Source organism: Bacillus sp. G16 (assembly GCF_021282335.1).
In the GTDB taxonomy this organism is placed as follows: domain Bacteria; phylum Bacillota; class Bacilli; order Bacillales; family Bacillaceae; genus Bacillus; species Bacillus inaquosorum.
The window spans coordinates 68,493-88,325 of record NZ_JAJSOZ010000011.1 but is presented as its reverse complement, the minus strand read 5'-3'; the positions used below and the strand labels follow the sequence as shown (position 1 = coordinate 88,325).

Annotated in this window: 21 protein-coding genes; 13 read left to right on the top strand and 8 right to left on the bottom strand. The window is 45.6% G+C overall.

Annotation, left to right across the window (positions count from 1 at the left end):
* The first annotated feature begins 111 nt into the window (after positions 1 to 111).
* The gene (locus LWH95_RS15080) at positions 112 to 1,299 is read left to right on the top strand and encodes a class I SAM-dependent rRNA methyltransferase (RefSeq protein ID WP_232919902.1); all 1,188 of its coding nucleotides are present in this window, start codon (positions 112 to 114) and stop codon (positions 1,297 to 1,299) included.
* Positions 1,300 to 1,333: 34 nt separating this feature from the next.
* Here the strand turns inward: LWH95_RS15080 and LWH95_RS15075 are convergent, their stop codons facing one another.
* The 4 genes from LWH95_RS15075 to LWH95_RS15060 form a co-directional block, all read right to left on the bottom strand.
* Complete coding sequence (locus LWH95_RS15075) at positions 1,334 to 1,531, bottom strand: YwbE family protein (protein ID WP_003236073.1); 198 nt, start codon at positions 1,529 to 1,531, stop codon at positions 1,334 to 1,336.
* A gap of 36 nt (positions 1,532 to 1,567) precedes the next feature.
* Positions 1,568 to 2,770: an MFS transporter gene (locus tag LWH95_RS15070; protein WP_019259829.1), complete on the bottom strand. Its 1,203-nt coding sequence runs from the start codon at positions 2,768 to 2,770 to the stop codon at positions 1,568 to 1,570.
* 105 nt (positions 2,771 to 2,875) lie between these two features.
* Positions 2,876 to 3,553, bottom strand: a complete 678-nt coding sequence (locus LWH95_RS15065) for a CidB/LrgB family autolysis modulator (RefSeq protein ID WP_019259828.1) — start codon at positions 3,551 to 3,553, stop codon at positions 2,876 to 2,878.
* A complete protein-coding gene (locus LWH95_RS15060) occupies positions 3,535 to 3,921 on the bottom strand; it encodes a CidA/LrgA family holin-like protein (protein WP_003222205.1) in 387 nt (128 codons plus the stop codon). The genes LWH95_RS15065 and LWH95_RS15060 overlap by 19 nt, the downstream gene beginning before the upstream one ends.
* 105 nt (positions 3,922 to 4,026) lie before the next feature.
* Here LWH95_RS15060 and cidR point away from each other — a divergent pair, with 105 nt between their 5' ends.
* The 7 genes from cidR to LWH95_RS15025 all read left to right on the top strand — a co-directional run bounded on the left by cidR (position 4,027) and on the right by LWH95_RS15025 (position 11,331).
* Positions 4,027 to 4,932, top strand: a complete 906-nt coding sequence (gene cidR, locus LWH95_RS15055; protein ID WP_003236063.1) for a cidABC operon transcriptional activator CidR — start codon at positions 4,027 to 4,029, stop codon at positions 4,930 to 4,932.
* Between the two features lie 7 nt (positions 4,933 to 4,939).
* The gene (thiM, locus tag LWH95_RS15050; protein WP_232919901.1) at positions 4,940 to 5,758 is read left to right on the top strand and encodes a hydroxyethylthiazole kinase; all 819 of its coding nucleotides are present in this window, start codon (positions 4,940 to 4,942) and stop codon (positions 5,756 to 5,758) included.
* Positions 5,755 to 6,423 (top strand): thiamine phosphate synthase, encoded by a 669-nt coding sequence (gene thiE / locus LWH95_RS15045; protein WP_019259827.1) that lies wholly within the window; start codon positions 5,755 to 5,757, stop codon positions 6,421 to 6,423. Before thiM ends, thiE begins: the two co-directional genes overlap by 4 nt.
* A 156-nt stretch (positions 6,424 to 6,579) precedes the next feature.
* On the top strand, positions 6,580 to 8,025 hold the full coding sequence (gene efeU, locus LWH95_RS15040) for a ferrous ion permease EfeU (protein ID WP_232919919.1): 1,446 nt from the start codon (positions 6,580 to 6,582) through the stop codon (positions 8,023 to 8,025).
* Positions 8,022 to 9,179, top strand: a complete 1,158-nt coding sequence (efeM, locus tag LWH95_RS15035; protein ID WP_232919900.1) for an iron uptake system protein EfeO — start codon at positions 8,022 to 8,024, stop codon at positions 9,177 to 9,179. The genes efeU and efeM overlap by 4 nt, the downstream gene beginning before the upstream one ends.
* An 18-nt stretch (positions 9,180 to 9,197) precedes the next feature.
* On the top strand, positions 9,198 to 10,448 hold the full coding sequence (gene efeB / locus LWH95_RS15030) for an iron uptake transporter deferrochelatase/peroxidase subunit (RefSeq protein ID WP_232919899.1): 1,251 nt from the start codon (positions 9,198 to 9,200) through the stop codon (positions 10,446 to 10,448).
* Positions 10,449 to 10,728: 280 nt separating this feature from the next.
* On the top strand, positions 10,729 to 11,331 hold the full coding sequence (locus LWH95_RS15025; protein WP_232919898.1) for a DsbA family oxidoreductase: 603 nt from the start codon (positions 10,729 to 10,731) through the stop codon (positions 11,329 to 11,331).
* 29 nt (positions 11,332 to 11,360) lie between these two features.
* Here the strand turns inward: LWH95_RS15025 and LWH95_RS15020 are convergent, their stop codons facing one another.
* The 3 genes from LWH95_RS15020 to slrA form a co-directional block, all read right to left on the bottom strand.
* A complete protein-coding gene (locus LWH95_RS15020) occupies positions 11,361 to 12,902 on the bottom strand; it encodes a solute symporter family protein (RefSeq protein WP_232919897.1) in 1,542 nt (513 codons plus the stop codon).
* Positions 12,899 to 13,207, bottom strand: coding sequence for a DUF485 domain-containing protein (locus LWH95_RS15015; protein WP_003236047.1), 309 nt, complete (start codon positions 13,205 to 13,207; stop codon positions 12,899 to 12,901). The genes LWH95_RS15020 and LWH95_RS15015 overlap by 4 nt, the downstream gene beginning before the upstream one ends.
* A 442-nt stretch (positions 13,208 to 13,649) precedes the next feature.
* The gene (gene slrA / locus LWH95_RS15010; protein ID WP_003236045.1) at positions 13,650 to 13,808 is read right to left on the bottom strand and encodes a transcriptional regulator SlrA; all 159 of its coding nucleotides are present in this window, start codon (positions 13,806 to 13,808) and stop codon (positions 13,650 to 13,652) included.
* Positions 13,809 to 14,160: 352 nt separating this feature from the next.
* On the opposite strand from slrA, the gene LWH95_RS15005 reads away from it, so the two are divergent.
* The 4 genes from LWH95_RS15005 to galT all read left to right on the top strand — a co-directional run bounded on the left by LWH95_RS15005 (position 14,161) and on the right by galT (position 18,036).
* Entirely contained in the window at positions 14,161 to 14,832 is a 672-nt protein-coding gene (locus tag LWH95_RS15005; RefSeq protein WP_019259822.1) for a TetR/AcrR family transcriptional regulator, read from the top strand.
* A gap of 17 nt (positions 14,833 to 14,849) precedes the next feature.
* Complete coding sequence (locus tag LWH95_RS15000; RefSeq protein ID WP_003236040.1) at positions 14,850 to 15,233, top strand: GtrA family protein; 384 nt, start codon at positions 14,850 to 14,852, stop codon at positions 15,231 to 15,233.
* A gap of 85 nt (positions 15,234 to 15,318) precedes the next feature.
* Positions 15,319 to 16,491: a galactokinase gene (locus LWH95_RS14995; protein WP_133485552.1), complete on the top strand. Its 1,173-nt coding sequence runs from the start codon at positions 15,319 to 15,321 to the stop codon at positions 16,489 to 16,491.
* A gap of 3 nt (positions 16,492 to 16,494) precedes the next feature.
* A complete protein-coding gene (gene galT, locus LWH95_RS14990; RefSeq protein WP_232919896.1) occupies positions 16,495 to 18,036 on the top strand; it encodes a UDP-glucose--hexose-1-phosphate uridylyltransferase in 1,542 nt (513 codons plus the stop codon).
* Positions 18,037 to 18,105: 69 nt separating this feature from the next.
* Here galT and LWH95_RS14985 read toward each other — a convergent pair whose 3' ends face one another.
* Positions 18,106 to 18,351 (bottom strand): GlsB/YeaQ/YmgE family stress response membrane protein, encoded by a 246-nt coding sequence (locus tag LWH95_RS14985; protein ID WP_003222176.1) that lies wholly within the window; start codon positions 18,349 to 18,351, stop codon positions 18,106 to 18,108.
* Positions 18,352 to 18,864: 513 nt separating this feature from the next.
* Between LWH95_RS14985 and qoxA the strand changes: the two genes are divergently transcribed.
* Entirely contained in the window at positions 18,865 to 19,830 is a 966-nt protein-coding gene (qoxA, locus tag LWH95_RS14980; protein ID WP_080010897.1) for a cytochrome aa3 quinol oxidase subunit II, read from the top strand.
* Positions 19,831 to 19,833 lie beyond the last annotated feature (3 nt).

Sequence of the window (19,833 nt, the reverse complement as noted above, 5' to 3'; positions counted from 1 at the left end):
CCTCGTAACTCTTTTTGTCTATCGTAGAAAAACCTTTCCTTTCTGTCAATGCAGACATCTTGGCGTTTTGTGGTACGATAAGAGAAAGCAAACAGAAAGAGGACGAAATATATGAAGTTACTCACCCTAAAGAAAGCACATGCTGCAAAAATCAAAAAAGGCTATCCGCTCATCGAAAAGGAAGCTCTCGCAGGGAGTGCGGGGCACGTGAAAGAAGGAGACCTCGTTGATATCGTGTCTGAGAGCGGCGAGTTTCTTGCGCGGGGGTATTATGGCCTGCAAAACAAAGGGGTCGGCTGGACGCTTACCCGCAATAAGAATGAACAGATTGACCAAGCATTTTTTCTCAGCAAATTAACAAAAGCGGTTCAAGCGCGCGCCAAACTTTTCGCGGCCCAAGATACTACCGCTTTCCGCATGTTCAATGGTGAGGGGGACGGCGTTGGCGGCGTCACGATCGACTATTATGACGGCTACCTGCTGGTTCAATGGTACAGCAAAGGCATTTACGCCTTTAAAGACATGCTGGTTTCCGCTTTGGATGAGCTGGATCTGAACTATAAAGCCATTTACGAGAAAAAACGCTTCGACACGGCGGGACAATATGTTGAAGATGATGATTTCGTGAAGGGGAAAAGAGGCGAGTTCCCAATCATCATTCTGGAAAATGGCATTCAATACGCGGTGGATCTGAATGAAGGCGCCATGACGGGCATCTTTTTGGATCAGAGACATGTGCGCAAGGTGATCAGAGACCGCTATGCAAAAGGAAAAACAGTGTTAAATACGTTTTCTTATACGGGGGCATTCTCCGTGGCAGCGGCGCTTGGCGGAGCGGAGAAAACAACAAGCGTAGACGTGGCAAACCGGAGCCTTGCCAAAACGATTGAGCAATTCAGCGTGAACAAGCTGGATTACGAGGCACACGACATTAAAGTGATGGACGTGTTTAACTATTTTTCGTATGCCGCGAAAAAGGATCTGCGCTTTGATCTGATTATTCTCGACCCGCCTTCCTTTGCGCGTACAAAAAAACGCACCTTCAGCGCGGCCAAGGATTATAAAAACCTGCTGAAGGAAACGATCGCCATCACAGCTGACAAGGGCATCATCGTTGCTTCCACAAACAGCAGCGCCTTCGGCATGAAGAAATTCAAAGGCTTTATTGATGCCGCCTTTAAAGAAACAAATGAACGCTACACCATCATTGAGGAATTTACACTGCCGGAGGATTTTAAAACGATTTCGGCGTTCCCGGAAGGCAACTATCTAAAAGTGGTTTTTCTGCAGAAAAAATAAAGAAAAAAGCTGCCCTGTTCAGGAGCAGCTTTTGTTATGTAGAAATGATCTGCTGGACGCGGCCGATGCGGCCATCTTCAAGCCGGACTTTAATGCCGTGCGGATGAAAGCTTGATTTCGTTAAAATATCCTTTACTGTCCCTCTCGTCAGTTTTCCTGTTTTTTGATCTGCTTTCAATACAATATCAACCTGTAATCCTTTCGAAATGCTGCTTCGCTCTTGCCCGTTCATAGCGTACATCCCCTTTCCTTTTGTTCATTATAGTCATTATGGTTTAAAAGTAACAGCCGGCTGATGAAGTGTATTTTTGTTTTTTTCAGCCTTCATTAAATATAATGTCAGCCCAAAGCCTGCTATGCTCAGAATGCCAAAAAGCAAGTAGACTGCGAAGATTGACACGTAGTCAAAAATGTATCCGCCTGTAAATGTACAGAACCAGTTGCCGAATCCATTGCCGATGGCGGCGTACATGGTCAGCGCCGTCGCTTCAACGTGGCTTGGCGTAATCTTTTTTACATATTGAAGCGCCGCCGGGATAAATAAACCGATCGCAACTCCCTGAAGAAAGACCGTCGCATAAATAATCCATAATGAAGGCGCTGTGAAATAGAGCGCCCACCTGAATAATGAGACCCCGCCTGACAGCATAATGACGTTGAGCAGCCCCATTTTATCTATAAATGTTTGGGCAAATCGCATAAATGGAATTTCCGAAATGACGCCGATGAAAAATAAAATGCCGATAGCGGAAAGTGACGCGCCGCTTTTGTCCAGAAAAAGACTGAAATACGTATTGTTCGCTAAGTTTGGAGCAAATGTCGTAAAGGTGATGATCATAAAGATGAGGAAGGTTTTGTTGCTGATAAGCTCCCGGAATCCTTTTCGGATATTGACCTTTGTTTTTGTTTTCTGCTGGCCCGGCATTTGTGAGGCCAGTATGGCGGCGATGCACAGAAAGGCACAGCCAAAGATAAAGATCACGTGAATGGGGTACAGCTGATTCGTTACCTGTCCCATAGCAAACACTGCGATGCCGAAGCCGAGAGAACCAAACAGGCGGATTCCGCCATAGTTGCCGTTTGTTTCTTGAGTGTACCTTAGTGAAATGCTGTCCGATAATGGAATAATCGTGCTTTGAAAGGCTGCAAAACAGGCCGCAATCAAAATAAACAGAGGAAAGCCGTCAAATGCAATATAGCCTAATCCAATGATGCCTGTGATTGATGTGCAAACCGCCAGCAGGCTTTTCGTTTTTTGCGTATAGTCGCTCAGCATGCCCCAAAACGGCTGAAAGAAAATCATCACAATCGGACCGAGTGACATGATCAAGCCGACCTGTGATCCGCTTACATGCTGTTCTTTCGTTAAATACATACTGAGTAAGGGGATAATGCTGCCCGTGCCGAGAAAAGCAAACAAATAAAATCCTTTTAACGCGGCGTAATGCCGTCTCACCTGCAAGTTGTGCATGGGGTGCCTCCTTTGGTATCCACAAATTACATTATATTGGAATTCGCCAGCTTTTCAATAAGGGGAAGCACATAAAAAAACTGCCCTTGAGAGGACAGTTTTTTCTTACATAAATGAAAGTAAAAACGGCGCCGCGCAAAGCGTCATAATCGCAGCTAAGATCATCGACACACTGGAAATCGTGCCGGACACAGAGCTAAGCTCAAATGCTTTTGACGTTCCCGCTCCGTGTGCGCTTGTGCCAAGCAGCACGCCCCGCGCGATTTCATTATCAATGCGGAAATAGCGGATGACCATCGGGCCGATCACTGTGCCTAACAAAGCGGTCAAAATCACAAACACGGCTGTGACGGCAGGCATTCCGCCAATCATTTCCGATACGTTCATTGCGATCGGTGTTGTCACTGATCTCGGGACGAGGCTGTCAATTAAGCCGGTGCCGAGGTGAAGCCATTTCGCAATAAGAGCGGTTGAAATAATCGCGATGCATGAACCGACGGCCACGTTCAAAATAATTTCCACTGCGTATTTCTTTAAAACAGGGAAATATTTATATAGCGGGATCGCGAATGCCACGGTAGCCGGCTGAAGCATATCGGTCAGCAATTCGCCGCCGAGATTATATGACTCGTACGGGACATTCACCAGCAGCAGCAGACCGACTAACACAGCGGGCGTCACCAATAGCGGCGACGTATAGACACGCGGAAAGCGTTGATATACTTTTTTTGCTCCTAAATACACCAAAACCGTTAAAAACAAACTTACAATTCCGATGAACACGTATGCTTTTTCTCCTTTCTTTTTGCAATGATTTGTGTAAGCGTTCCTGTAGACACCATCACGACAAACGTGCTGATGATGACAACAAGCAGAATGCTGACACCAAATTTCGACATAATGTCTCCGTATTCAATCACTCCGACGGCAGACGGGATAAAAAATAAAAGCAGCTCCCCGAGAAGCCACGCAGCGCCAAGCTCTATCCATTCAAGCTTGATGATCTTAAAGTGTAATAATGTGAAAAGAATCACAATCCCAATTATACTGCCGGGAATATTTATATGAAGAAGGGCTGTCACCCAATTAATCAGCCGAGCAAATATAAATAACAGAGCGATTTGAATAACGGTTAGCAACAGTTTTTTCATATTGATGCCTCCCTTATATTCATATTGTACATAAGGTCTCGCTATAGGTAAAATATATATAAAGAATAATAAGTATTCCTTTTGTCTATAGAAAGGGTGAAGCACATGGATATCCGCCATTTAACATATTTCTTAGAAGTCGCCCGTTTAAAAAGCTTTACAAAGGCTTCCCAATCCCTATATGTTTCTCAGCCGACGATATCAAAAATGATCAAAAATTTAGAAGAAGAGCTCGGGATTGAACTGTTTTACCGAAACGGCAGGCAGGTGGAACTGACTGACGCCGGCCAGAGCATGTATGTGCAGGCGCAGGAAATTATAAAATCATTTCAAAACCTGACGTCAGAATTAAATGATATTATGGAGGTCAAGAAAGGACACGTGCGGATCGGACTGCCGCCGATGATCGGATCAGGATTTTTCCCAAGAGTGCTCGGGGATTTTCGTGAAAACTATCCGAATATCACCTTTCAGCTAGTCGAAGACGGTTCTATAAAAGTCCAAGATGGCGTTGGGGACGGCTCTCTTGATATCGGCGTTGTGGTTCTTCCTGCAAATGAAGATATTTTTCATTCGTTTACAATCGTAAAAGAAACCCTGATGCTTGTCGTTCACCCTTCCCACAGGCTGGCAGACGAAAAAGAGTGCAGGCTGCGTGAGTTGAAGGACGAGCCTTTTATTTTCTTCAGGGAGGACTTTGTCCTGCACAATCGAATTATGACGGAATGTATCAAGGCTGGATTCAGGCCTCATATCATTTATGAAACCTCGCAATGGGATTTTATCAGTGAGATGGTGTCAGCCAACCTTGGAATCGGGCTTTTGCCGGAACGAATCTGCCGCGGACTTGACCCGGAAAAAGTAAAAGTCATTCCGCTTGTCGATCCGGTCATCCCTTGGCACCTCGCCATTATTTGGAGAAAGGACCGTTACTTGCCCTTTGCGGCCAGAGCTTGGCTCGAACATACGAAATCGTATTTATGGGACCCGAAAAAAGATAGTAAAGGATGATGCAAACATGGATGCACAATCAGCAGCAAAATGTCTTACTGCTGTCCGCCAGCATAGCCCTCTGGTGCACAGCATAACCAATAATGTCGTAACGAATTTTACAGCAAACGGCCTGCTCGCCCTCGGCGCATCACCGGTTATGGCGTACGCGAAAGAAGAGGTCGCTGACATGGCGAAGATTGCGGGGGCGCTCGTTTTAAATATCGGGACGCTGAGCAAGGAATCAGTCGAAGCGATGATCATCGCGGGTAAATCAGCCAATGAACATGGCGTCCCTGTCATTCTTGATCCTGTCGGGGCCGGAGCAACACCGTTCCGTACTGAATCGGCACGAGGCATCATTCGTGAGGTGCGCCTCTCTGCGATCAGAGGAAACGCGGCGGAAATTGCCCATACCGTCGGCGTGACCGATTGGCTGATCAAAGGCGTTGATGCGGGAGAAGGCGGAGGCGACATAATCCGGCTGGCCCAGCAGACGGCACAAAAACTCAACACGGTCATTGCGATTACTGGCGAAGTCGATGTCATAGCCGACACGTCAAACGTATATACCCTTCATAACGGCCACAAGCTGCTGACGAAAGTGACAGGTGCCGGATGCCTGCTGACGTCTGTTGTCGGTGCGTTTTGTGCTGTGGAAGAAAATCCATTGTTTGCTGCTATTGCTGCCATTTCTTCGTATGGGGTCGCAGCTCAGCTTGCCGCACAGCAGACAGCTGACAAAGGCCCGGGAAGCTTTCAGATTGAATTGCTGAACAAGCTTTCATCTGTTACTGAACAAGATGTCCAAGAACTGGCGACAATAGAAAGGGTGACTGTCTCATGACACGTATTTCTCGGGAAATGATGAAAGAGTTATTATCTGTTTACTTCATTATGGGGTCGAACAATACGAAAGCCGATCCTGTCACTGTCGTACAAAAAGCGTTAAAAGGCGGCGCCACTCTTTACCAATTTCGTGAAAAGGGCGGGGACGCGCTGGCAGGGGAGGCGCGGATTGAATTCGCTAAAAACGTGCAGGAAGCCTGCCGTGAAGCCGGTGTTCCATTCATTGTCAATGATGATGTGGAGCTGGCCCTGACGCTGAAGGCTGACGGTATCCACATCGGCCAGGAAGACGCCAGCGCAAAAGAAGTAAGAGACGCTATAGGCGATATGATTCTTGGCGTTTCCGCCCATACAATGTCTGAGGTGAAGCAAGCTGAAGAAGATGGCGCGGATTATGTCGGACTCGGGCCAATCTATCCGACAGAAACGAAAAAGGATACGAGAGCCGTACAGGGTGTATCTCTTATCGAAGCGGTTCGCCGCCAAGGCATCGGCATACCAATTGTGGGCATCGGCGGCATCACAATCGAAAATGCCGCTCCTGTTATCCAAGCGGGGGCCGACGGTGTCAGTATGATCAGCGCCATCAGTCAGGCGGAGGATCCAGAAGGTGCCGCACGCAAGTTTCATGAAGAAATTCAAACGTATAAAGCGGGAAGATAAACGTTGTTTTCCATTCAAAAGGCTGTCCTGTAAAGGACAGCCTTTTTGCTGTGGCATCAAGGTTTTCAGACCTTCAAATTTTAATTGACAAAGAACAGGAACTGGCTATGATTATGATATACAATGATAATCATTTTCAGTTATAGGAGGAACATGATGGCTCGGGGGCTGGCACTTATTTTATTCAGCTTGTTGATGGTTTTCGGTTCTGCGGCACATGCGGAAGACGATCCGATCGCTGCACTGATTCAATTAAACAAGCAAATGATCGAATCTGTAAAAGACGGAGATATAGACTCGGCACAACAAACATTTGAAACATTCAAGGCGAAGTGGAAAAAAGAAGAACCTTCTATTAAAAAGGAAAATCTTTCTTCCCACAGCAAAATGGACTCGAATATCGCGATGATTTCTCTTTCTTTCATCAATCAAGATGCAGACAAGCTCAAAACGCAGCTTGAAGAGCTTTCTTCTCATTTAGAAACCTATCAGCAGGCTGTCGTGCTGAAAAAGACATCCTCGGGTCAATCAAGGGCGTCCTTAACAGCCTATATACAAAGCTTAAAAGACACAAAACAGCTAATACAAAAAAACCAATTGGATCAAGCATCATCCGCAATCGACAATTTAATTACATCCTGGCTCGCTGTTGAGGGGGACGTCGTTTCCCAATCGAAGGAAGCCTATACGACATCAGAGGAAAACCTGGCGCTGATGAAGGCTGAAATCGACAGTCATCCCGAAAAGGTATCAAAGCAAATTGACGAAATGATTCAATTGCTCGAGCCAATCGCTTCAAGCAGCTATAGCTGGTGGGATGCGGCACTCATTCCGATTCGTGAAGGGATGGAGGCCCTGCTTGTGATCGGGGCGCTTTTAACCATGACAAAAAAAGCCCGTGTCACGCGTTCCTCTACATGGATCTGGGGCGGAGCATCCGCTGGCTTGGTTGTTTCCTTGGCAGCCGGCATCGGTGTCACGCTTCTGTTCTCCTCCAACATATTCGGGGAAAACAATTTCTTGCTTGGCGGGGTTACCGGCGTGCTGTCCGCTGTCATGCTTTTGTATGTAGGAGTATGGCTGCACAGAAATGCCTCAATGGACAAATGGAGAGAAAAAATCAATACTCAGAAGTCGCAGGCCCTGAAAAAACGAAGTCTGCTTTCCTTCGGCCTGATCGCATTTCTGGCAGTGGTGAGAGAAGGGCTTGAAACGGTCATCTTTTTCATCGGGCTTGTCGGGAAGCTACCGCTCACTGAACTGATTGGTGGAAGTGCCGCGGGGCTTATCGGTCTCGTTATCGTCGGTGTTCTCATGATTAAGCTCGGAATGCGTATCCCATTGAAGCCGTTTTTCCTGCTGTCCATGGCGGTCGTCCTGTATATGTGCGTGAAATTTCTCGGAACAGGCGTTCACAGCCTGCAGCTGGCAGGCATTCTCCCGTCTGATGCAGAGAGTTGGCTGCCGTCTGTATCGGTGCTTGGAATTTATCCGTCCGTGTACAGCACGGTCCCGCAATTGCTGATTTTACTCTTTTTACTGATTGCGCTTGTCTCAGAAGCGGCAAAACATTTTACAAACGGAAAGGAACTGACAAAATGAATTTCACAAAAATCGCTGTATCAGCCGGCTGCATCCTTGCGCTGTGCGCAGGCTGCGGAGCCAATGACACATCCTCAACCAAAGAAAAAGCTTCATCCGAAAAAAGCGGGGTCAGCAAAGAGATCGCCGCATCCGTAGATAAAATGGAAACCATCATTTCCAAGCTGAATGATTCAGCGGAAAAAGGAGACCAAAAGGAAATTGAAAAGAAGGGGAAAGAGCTAAACAGCTACTGGCTTTCCTTTGAAAATGATATCCGCGGCGACTATCCATTCGAATATACAGAAATCGAAAAGCACCTTCAGCCCATCTATACAGAAGCACAGAAAGACAAACCGGATACAGACAAAATCAAGACAGAATCCGAGTCACTGAAAGCGTCCTTAGAAGACCTGACAGAAGCGAAGAAGAGCAGCAAAAAGGCAAGTGATCAGCTGGCAAAAGCAGCGGATGAATATAAAGACTATGTCAAAGAGCAGAGCGATCAGCTTGTAAAAGCGACTGAAGCATTTACAAGCGCTGTGAAATCCGGCGATATCGAAAAGTCTAAAACGTTATATGCGAAAGCGCGTGTTTATTACGAGCGAATCGAACCGATCGCTGAAAGCCTTGGTGACCTTGATCCGAAAATTGACGCCCGTGAAAACGATATAGAAGAAGGAGACAAATGGACAGGTTTCCACAAGCTTGAGAAAGCCATTTGGAAGGATCAAGATATTTCCGGGGAAAAGGCAACGGCTGACCAGCTTCTCAAGGATGTAAAAGAGCTTGACGGTTCAATTGAAGCACTGAAATTAACACCTGAACAAATTGTAGCAGGCGCGATGGAGCTTCTGAACGAAGCCGGCATTTCAAAAATCACGGGAGAAGAGGAGCGCTACTCACGAATCGATTTAGTCGACCTCATGGCGAATGTGGAAGGCTCCGAAGCTGTTTATCAAACAGTAAAAAGCGCGCTTGTAAAAGATCACTCTGATCTGACGGAAAAACTGGATACGGAGTTCAGCGAATTTGAAGTTTTAATGGCAAAATACAAAACAAATGATCAGTCCTATACGTCTTATGATAAATTAAGTGAAGATCAAATCAGAGAGCTGAGCACAAAGCTGACGACTCTTTCTGAAACCATGTCGAAGATTGCGAATGTGCTATAAAAGGAGTTTTGTAACAGCATGAGCGATGAACAAAAAAAGCCAGAACAAATTCATAGACGGGACATCCTAAAATGGGGAGCGATGGCAGGCGCGGCCGTTGCGATCGGTGCCAGCGGACTCGGCGGTCTCGCTCCGCTTGTTCAGACCGCGGCTAAGTCGTCGAAAAAGGATGAAAAAGAGGATGAGCAGGTCGTTCCGTTTTACGGAAAGCATCAAGCCGGAATCACAACTGCCCATCAGACGTATGCCTATTTTGCGGCGCTGGATGTAACTGCAAAAGAGAAGAGCGACATCATTACATTATTCAGAAACTGGACAAGTCTGACACAGATGCTGACGTCTGGAAAGAAAATGTCAGCTGAGCAGAAAAATCAATATCTGCCGCCGCAGGATACAGGTGAATCGGTTGATTTATCCCCTTCCAATTTAACGGTCACATTCGGATTCGGGCCTGGCTTTTTTGAAAAAGACGGAAAGGACCGCTTTGGGCTGAAAAACAAAAAACCGAAGCATCTTGCCGCTCTTCCAGCGATGCCGAATGACAATCTGGATGAGAAGCAGGGAGGCGGAGACATCTGCATTCAAGTATGCGCAGACGATGAACAAGTGGCGTTTCACGCACTGCGGAACCTGCTGAATCAAGCGGTCGGAACCTGTGAGGTCCGCTTTGTGAACAAAGGCTTTTTAAGCGGAGGAAAAAATGGTGAAACGCCGCGCAACCTCTTCGGGTTTAAAGATGGAACAGGCAACCAGAGCACGAAGGATGACACCTTGATGAACTCGATCGGGTGGATTCAGTCCGGTGAACCCGACTGGATGACGGGCGGTACCTATATGGCCTTTCGGAAAATCAAAATGTTCCTTGAGATATGGGACCGCTCTTCCCTCAAGGATCAAGAGGATACCTTCGGCCGCAGAAAAAGCTCGGGAGCGCCTTTTGGCCAGAAAAAAGAAACAGACCCCGTGAAGCTGAATCAAATCCCGGCAAATTCACACGTTAACCTTGCGAAATCTACGGGAAAACAAATTTTGCGAAGAGCTTTCTCTTACACAGAAGGACTTGATCCGAAAACCGGCTATATGGATGCGGGTCTCCTGTTTATCAGCTTTCAAAAAAATCCCGACAATCAGTTCATCCCCATGCTGAAGGCTCTTTCAGCAAAGGATGCGTTAAACGAATACACGCAAACAATCGGTTCTGCTTTATATGCATGCCCAGGCGGCTGCAAAAAAGGAGAATATATTGCCCAGCGTTTGCTGGAATCATAAAAGAAGCCTTTACAGGCTTCTTTCAGCGAGTCGACAAACTCTCGCATTCGTTGTCAAGCCTGTGCGTTGGTGCTCACGAATTAGAGCATTCGCTCCGCTCCAATGCTCGGCTTTCCTAGACTTCAAGGGTTTTCAATCACGCTGAAAGGATGACAAAATCCTAAATCGTTTTAGGATTTTGTCAACAATCTGAAAGAAGCCTTATCGGCTTCTTTTTAAAAAAACAGTTGTAACTTTTATTGTTACAGTTTAAAATCAACCTATACGAAAGGAGATTATCATGACAGTACATATCAAAGTTTATTCAGATTACGTTTGCCCATTTTGCTTCATTGGAAAAGCCGCTTTTGAAGAAGCGATAAAAGGAAAGGATGTTGACGTCGAGTGGATGCCGTTTGAACTGCGCCCAAGCCCATCTCCACAGCTTGACCCGGTCAATGATCCTTCCAAACAGTACATGTGGCAGACATCCATTCAGCCAATGGCGGACAAACTAGGAGTCGAGATCAATTTTCCAAACGTCTCGCCTCATCCATATACAGATCTGGCGTTTGAAGGCTTCCACTTTGCAAAGGAATACAATAAAGGACATGAATACAACACCCGTGTCTTTCAAGCGTTTTTCCAAGAGGGCCAAAATATCGGCGACATTGACATCTTGACGAAGCTTGCTGAGGAAGTGGGACTAGACGGAGCCTCATTCAAATCCGCACTGGAATCAAGAACATATCGGGACGTACAGCGCCAAGCCTTAAAGCACGCCTATGAAGAGGCTGACATCACAGCCGTTCCAACTTTTATCATTGGCGACACCGTGATTCCGGGAGCAGCCGGCAAGGACGTATTTGAAAAAGCAATTTCTGACGAACTGCAGAAAAAGTAAGAAAAAGCTCTCTATACAAGAGAGCTTTTTTACTCCTCTTCCATATGAATGCCGGTATGCGCCTTCACCTGTATTTCTGCAAACGTATCTTCATCAACCGTTTTATCTGACGACAGCACCGTTCCGAGCCACGCGCCGAGGAAGCCGAGCGGGATAGAAATAATGCCCGGATTAGAAAGCGGAATGAGCGGATCGCCGGTAAATATAGCACCTCCGGACGGGTCCCACACACTAGGGCTCATCGATACAAGCACAAGCGCGCTGATCAGGCCTGTCAGGCTGCCCCACAAAGCGCCTGTAGCATTAAATCTCTTCCAGAAGACCGTAAACACAATCAGCGGGAGGTTTGCGCTGGCCGCTACTGCAAATGCAAGTGCGACAAGGAACGCCACATTTAAGGACTGTGCGAAAATCGCAAGGAGAATCGAGAGCACCGACACGGCGACAGAAGCCCATCTGGCCGCTTTCATCTGTTCTTTTTCAGTTGCTTCTCCCTTTCTGATAATCTGGCTGTAGATGTCATGGGCAAATGCTGAGGCGGCAGACAGCACCAATCCTGTCACGACAGCTAAAATGGTGGCAAAGGCGATGGCTGACACAAACGCGAACAGAAAATCTCCTCCGAGCGCTTTTGCCAAAAGCGGCGCCGCCATATTTCCCGCTTGATCAGCCGCCGTTATCGCATCAAAACCGACAAATGCAGCGGCGCCAAAGCCGAGAAACACCGTCATAATGTAAAATACACCGATAATCCATGTCGCTGAAACAACGGATGTCCGGGCCGTCTTGGCATCCTTAACGGTATAAAACCGGATCAAAATATGCGGAAGCCCGGCGGTTCCCAGTACGAGTGCCAAGTTTAACGACAAGGTCTCAAGCGGCACCTTGTATTTATTTCCGGGGTTTAAGAAATCAGCGCCAAGCGGAGTGGCTGTTTTCATCTGCTCAAACATGGCATTAAGGTTAAAGCCGAATTTCGAAAACACGATGATCGAAATCACGAGTGTGCCGGCCATCAGTAAAACAGCTTTAATAATTTGAACCCAGCTTGTCGCGATCATACCGCCAAACACGACATAAATGGTCATCAGCACCCCGACGATGAGAACCGCCGCGGTATAATCCAGCCCAAGCAGCAGTTTGATCAGCGCGCCCGCCCCCACGAGCTGGGCGATCATATAAAAAGTAGAGATGGCAATGGTATTGAGAGCCGCGACGCCGCGGATTTTCTTTTCTTTAAAACGGGCAGCAATCATGTCCGCCATCGTATACTTCCCAAGATTCCGAAGCGGTTCCGCCACGATGTACAAGACAACGAGATAAGCAACTAGAAAACCGATGCTGTAAAAGAATCCATCAAATCCATATAACGCAATCATTCCGGCAATCCCAAGAAACGAGGCTGCAGACATGTAGTCACCGGCAATTGCCAGTCCATTCTGAACACCGGTGAGCCCGCCGCCGGCCGTATAAAACTCACTCGTTGTTTTCGTTTTCTTTGCGGCAAAATACGTGATGATAAGCGTCAGGCCGACAATCGCTAAAAATAATAGAAAGGCAGTCATATTCATGTCTGTTCACCCTTCAGATCCGCCTTTAGAGCGCTTACATATCGGTCGAAATGAGCCGCCTTTCGGGAATACACCGTACTCAGTATCCAGGTCATGGCGAATTGGGCGATGGCAAAAAGCCAAGCCCATGAAACAGCCCCAATTGCCGGCTTATTCAAAAAGGTGAAATAAGACGTCAAAACAGGAAGTGAAAAATAAAAGACAAAAAAGAAAATCGCAGAAGGAACAATAAAAGCGCGTTTCTGCTTTAAAAAAGCTTGAAAAGACGGAGTTGCAGCAATCTGTTTATAATCAGCTTTGTACATGGCTATCCTCCTTTTATTCGCTAAACGTAAGCAAAAAGGTACACCAATAGGTATGTACTGAAAGTCTGATTTATGCGTTGGAGAACATCTGGAGAATGAAAAAAGAAGGAAGTCGTGAAGATAGGAACGCGAGTGGCATAAAGACAGGCGAAGGTTTTCCAGCTCGGCCGCGTATACACGAGTTTGCTTTCAAAACCTCACCGAATGCAGCTTGTTCTCAGCAAAGCTGCTGTTTACCAGAGCCCGGTTATCATGTTCGCATCACCTCTTTATGACAATGGATGTGCCAAGAGGTGATCGCATCACCGGCTGTCTGTCGTATGTTAGCTGACACACCGTTTGTCCTCAAGCTCGGCGCAGCAATTGCTTTCGAATAGAGGATATGGTGAAAACTCAGATCAGATGATAGAAAAGCCAGAGGTAATAGATCCGCCTGTTCGGATTAGTCTTGGCGGACGGTTTTTTTGTGATTATTCTTTCTCAATGCTGTCTCAGATTCTAAAAACTGTCTCACATCACGAATGCCTAACCCAATAGATCTAGCTTCTTGTATTAACATATGCCAATCTTTGTCCAAATCTTTTTTAACATGAGTTTTCATAGTAACCTCCAATTGTATAAAATGTTTTCCTGCAACATGCGGGCAATAAAGACAAGCCGGCGCGATGATGAGGCGAGTACAACAAATTTCACACATAGTTGCTCGGCGTTCACAAACTGAAGGAAAAACCACCTACCTATTCCCTAAAAAAATGACTAATATAACCAATGAACCTCATTTATAATAATAAACAATTAAATACTGACTGGATAGTATGTAATTGAAAATAAATCCTTCAGCCTATTAAATATGACCCCGGAGAAACCGAATAGCATAAGCATTCAAAGAAATAAATACCGCTAAAGATTGATCCGTTGTAAGATAAGGATAATCATACCGCCTGGAGAAAAATATGAAAAAAAACAAATTTCAAATGAAAAGAGAAGCAACCTTTGAAAGTTTTATAGACGCTGGCTTGAATTTGTTGATTGACCGAGCGTATGATCCGGTTTCTGTTGAGGATATCAGCAGAGCGGCCGGGTACAGTAAAGGAGCATTTTATGTTCATTTTGTCAGCAAGGAGGATTTTCTGCAGCATCTTCTCGAAAAACGCCAGATGAAAAAAGCGATCATCGTAGGGTATCTTGATCAAATGGAACGAACATCGGTGAAACCGCTGACATTGGACGAGGCTGCAAAACATGCCGCAGAGCTGCTTTATTCCTATTACATAAATAAGCCGTCGTGGGACATTACCTCGTTTGCCATGAATATGCCGACGTATAAAGTCCTTCAGAAATGCAAGGCCTATGTCCGTCTGTACGAATTGTGGGTGGAAGAAAATGCGTTATATATTAAGTGGCTGAAGGAGAGAAAGCTGATTGACGCCTGTATTGATCCGGAATATACGGCTAAAATAATATGTGCAGTGCTCGACGGAATCATCAAACAATCGTATGTATTGGGCCAGCCCGCCACATTCCGCAGCTTTTTAGACGCACTCTCGGTTTTCTTTGCTCCAGACAGAGAGCACGTGAGGCCAAGAATTTTGAAAAGTTTTTCAGAAAGCGAGGAACATCAGTGAAGTATAGAGAAATGATTATGTATATCATTATGGGGGTGTTCACAACCATTGTGAACATCGCCAGCTTTTATATATTGGTAGAGATCATGAATATGGATTACAAAGCCGCCACTGTCGCCGCTTGGATTTTGTCCGTGCTGTTTGCATACATAACAAATAAATTATATGTGTTTCAGCAAAAAACACATGACCTGCAGAGCCTGCTGAAAGAGATCACTGCCTTTTTCAGCGTTCGGGTCCTGTCTCTCGGCATAGATTTAGGCATGATGATTATTCTTGTCGGCCAGTTCAATACAAATGAAACCTTGGCCAAAATACTCGACAACGCGGTCATCGTTGTCGTCAACTATGCTGCAAGCAAATGGCTCGTCTTTAAAAAGACAAAAGAAGAAGGGGTATGACAGGGGACAGCAGCATATGATCTATCGTTTTCGCTGAAGACATAAGGGGAAATAAAAAAATAAAAACCATGAAAGGTGATTGCACATGCGGGAAGAGCTAAAGGGGATATTTGCAAGTGTATTCGGAGAAAAAGAGGGGTTACGGTTTTTTTTCGCACCTGGAAGAGTGAATCTGATTGGAGAACATACAGACTATAACGGCGGGCATGTGTTTCCGTGCGCGCTGACAATGGGTACATATGCTGCTGTTGCAGAAAGAAACGATGGGGTTGTCCGGATGTATTCAGACAACTTTAAAAACGCAGGCATTAAAGAATGCAGCCTTGACGACATCCGCTATCAAAAAGAAGACGACTGGGCGAACTATCCGAAAGGCGTCATTTATGAATTTCAGAAAAGGGGCTATTCAGTTCCCCATGGCTTTGACATTGTATTTTCAGGGAATATTCCAAACGGGGCGGGCCTCTCGTCCTCCGCTTCTATTGAATTGCTGATGGGAGTCGTGCTCCAAAGCTATTTCCATCCTGAAGTGGATGCGCTTGAGCTTGTAAAAATGGCGCAGCATGCGGAAAACACTTTTATCGGTGTCAATTGCGGAATTATGGATCAATTTGCAATCGGAATGGGGAAAAAACATCATGCGATGCTGCTGAACTGCGACACGCTGGACTATGAATATAGCAAACTCGATGTCTCAGGCCTCGCACTGGTCATCGCGAACACGAACAAAAAAAGGACATTGGCAGACTCGAGCTATAATACAAGACGCCAAGAGTGCAATGACGCATTGCTTGATCTGCAAAAAGCACTCGATATTGTCTCGCTGGGCGACATCAAGCCCTCTGATTTCGATGCTAATTCCGGCCTGATCCAAAATGAAACGAACAGACGCCGGGCAAAGCACGCCGTATACGAAAATCACCGCGCCATCAAGACGGCCCATATGTTCAAAGAAAACAATATAGATGAAATCGGGCTGTTAATGAAGGAATCCCATCTTTCACTGAAGGATGATTATGAAGTGACCTGCCCTGAACTTGACGAGCTTGTGTTTGCGGCGTGGGAGCACGAAGGCGTGATTGGATCAAGAATGACGGGAGCTGGCTTCGGCGGCTGCACCATCAGCATTGTCAAAGATGCGTTTGTTGATGATTTTATCCAAAAGGTTGGAGACAGGTATCAAGAAAAAACAGGGCTCAAAGCGGATTTTTATGTCGCTGATATCGGAGAAGGAGCGAGAGAACTAAAGGGGGAGTGACACATGAGTATTGTTGAACATCTGGAACAGCTGCTGGAGTATGGCCTGGAACGAAAACTGATTTCGATCTGGGATCGGGAATATACGAGAAACCGTCTTTATGAAGCGTTAGACATCAAGCACCCCGAGCCGGTCTCCCACACATGCATCAAGCAGGCACAAAGCCTGCCGGACTTACTTGCTCCTATTTACAAATGGGCTGCGGAAACCGGCCGTATGGAAGCGGATACAGACACATACCGTGACTTGCTCAGCGCAAAGCTGATGGGATGTTTCGTACCTGCTCCGTCTGAGGTCATTCGCAAATTTGAAGAGACAAAAGCTTTATATGGCCCAAAACAGGCGACAAAGGAATTCTATCAATATGCAGAGGATGTCTACTATATTCGGTCTGACAGAATCGCCAAAAATGTTCATTGGACGGTGCCGACTGAATATGGCGAGCTGGAAATGACTATTAATCTATCAAAGCCCGAAAAGGACCCAAAAGCGATTGCGGCTGCAAAAGAGCAGGTGCAGACAAATTATCCGAAGTGTTTGCTGTGTAAAGAAAATGTCGGGTTTGAGGGAAGCGTGAATCATCCAGCCCGCCAAAATCACAGAATCATTCCGGTTATTCTTAAAGAAGAAGAATGGTATTTGCAGTTCTCGCCATACGTCTATTATCCAGAGCATTGCATCGTCTTAAAAGGTGAACATGAACCGATGGAGATCAGCAGAAAAACATTTGAAAGGCTGCTGTCATTTCTCGGGCAATATCCGCATTATTTTATCGGTTCAAATGCGGATCTGCCAATTGTCGGCGGCAGCATCCTAAGCCATGACCATTTCCAAGGCGGGGCGCACGATTTTCCGATGGCGCGTGCAGAAGCGGAAGACGTATACGAATTAAATGATCATCCCGGCGTGTCGCTGGGCTTAGTGAAGTGGCCGATGTCCGTGCTCAGGCTCCAAGGAGACAAACCGGATCAAGTCGCCGAAGCTGCTGATCATATATTCCGCACGTGGCAAGCGTATTCCGATGAAAAGGCCGACATAGCCGCCTATACAGGTGATACGCCCCATAATACGGTTACGCCGATTGCGCGGCGCAGGGGAGACTTGTATGAACTCGATATCGTGCTGAGAAACAATCGGACGGATGGGGAGCATCCATTAGGAATATTTCATCCTCATCAGGAAGTTCACCATATTAAAAAAGAAAATATCGGCCTGATTGAGGTCATGGGATTGGCGATATTGCCGGGCCGTTTACAGGAAGAAATGAAAGAAACGGCAGCGGCGCTTTGCTCTGCTAATCCGAAATCAGCTTTAGAACAAAATCCGCTCACAGCAAAACATAAGGAGTGGGCTCTTCGGATTACGGAAAAAAGAACGATAACAAAAGAAAATGCCGATCTAGTCATAAAAGAAGAGCTTGGACATGTATTCGCGCGCATTCTTGAACACGCCGGTGTATTTAAACAGACAATGGAAGGAAAACAGGCCTTCAGCAGGTTTATCGACCATTTAGGAGTCAAACCAGTCAAAAGCCTCAACCGCTAGGGTTGAGGCTTTTTCGATTTTCAGGCAAAGCAAACGCCCAAAGCACTGACGCTTCGGGCGCTGTCACTCTTATCCTCTTTTTCTGGCTAACAGGCTTACTAGAAATACAACAATGGCTGCGCCGATCACCGCAGGAATAATAGCAAATCCGGCTAGGTTCGGCCCCCATGTTCCAAGCAGCCCGTGTCCGATCCAGGCGCCGATAAGGCCTGCGATCATTGACCCGATAATTCCTCCAGGCATATCTCCTTTTACAAACAGGCTGCCAAGCCATCCGATAATAATAGCGACGATAAGTGAAATAATAAAACTCATCATGCAACACATCCTATTTTATATTTATTTGCTTATATCATTCCTCTATTTTGTATAAGATAAACAATTGGATGCGCTAATAAAAAGTTGGAACAGTTCAGAGCATATCGCCGCTCTAATGAGCCTTTTCTTTCAATATTGGTTGCGTTAAAATGGTAATCGTGTGAAAAGATGCTAGGCAAGGAAAAATTAATTCCTTTCTAGAAAGTTTAACAAAATGAAATTTTTGATTGACCTAGGTTTTTTAATGTGGTAAACCTTTATTTGTCAGAATTAGTTCTTCATCATCTTTCTTTACTTATATGCGGAAATAACTAGAAACTTTTCATCTTAAGCGATAGATGTGAATAAAGTTGGAGCAATTTTTGTCGATTTTATGACATTTAAGCGAAATTGGGATGAAGTTTATAAAAAAATAAAGCTAATAAGTGAACTTTTTGATAGCATAACAAAGTAGAGAAAAGATTTTGAGGAAGTATGCACTTCAGATTTATTACATCAATAGGAAGGATGGTGATCTTCTTGTTCAGAGCATTAAAACCGTTACTTGTATTTGCGCTGTTAACTGTGGTTTTCGTCCTTGGGGGATGCAGCAATGCCTCAGTACTAGATCCGAAAGGGCCTGTGGCTGATCAGCAAAGTGATTTAATCCTGTTATCTATCGGATTTATGCTGTTTATCGTCGGGGTCGTCTTTGTTCTATTTACCATTATTTTAGTAAAATACCGCGACCGTAAAGGCAAAGATAATGGATCTTATAACCCAGAAATTCACGGTAACACGTTCTTAGAAGTAGTCTGGACAGTGATCCCAATTTTAATCGTCATTGCACTTTCTGTGCCAACCGTACAGACGATATATTCGTTAGAAAAAGCTCCTGAAGCAACAAAGGATAAAGAGCCTCTTGTTGTTTACGCTACTTCGGTAGACTGGAAATGGGTATTCAGCTACCCTGAACAGGATATTGAAACGGTTAACTACTTAAACATTCCTGTCGACCGCCCAATCTTGTTTAAAATCTCATCTGCAGATTCAATGGCTTCGCTATGGATTCCTCAGCTTGGAGGACAAAAGTACGCGATGGCAGGAATGCTGATGGATCAATACTTACAGGCTGATGAAGTGGGAACTTATGAAGGCCGCAACGCGAACTTCACAGGCGAACATTTTGCCGACCAAGAGTTTGATGTGAATGCTGTAACAGAAAAAGACTTTAACAGCTGGGTGAAAAAGACTCAAAACGAGGCTCCTAAGCTGACGAAAGAGAAGTATGATCAATTAATGCTTCCTGAAAATGTGGACGAATTAACGTTCTCTTCTACTCACTTAAAATACGTTGACCACGGACAAGACGCAGAGTACGCGATGGAGGCCCGCAAACGCCTTGGCTACCAAGCTGTTTCACCGCACTCTAAAACAGATCCGTTTGAAAACGTAAAGGAAAATGAATTTAAGAAGTCTGATGATACAGAAGAATGATAT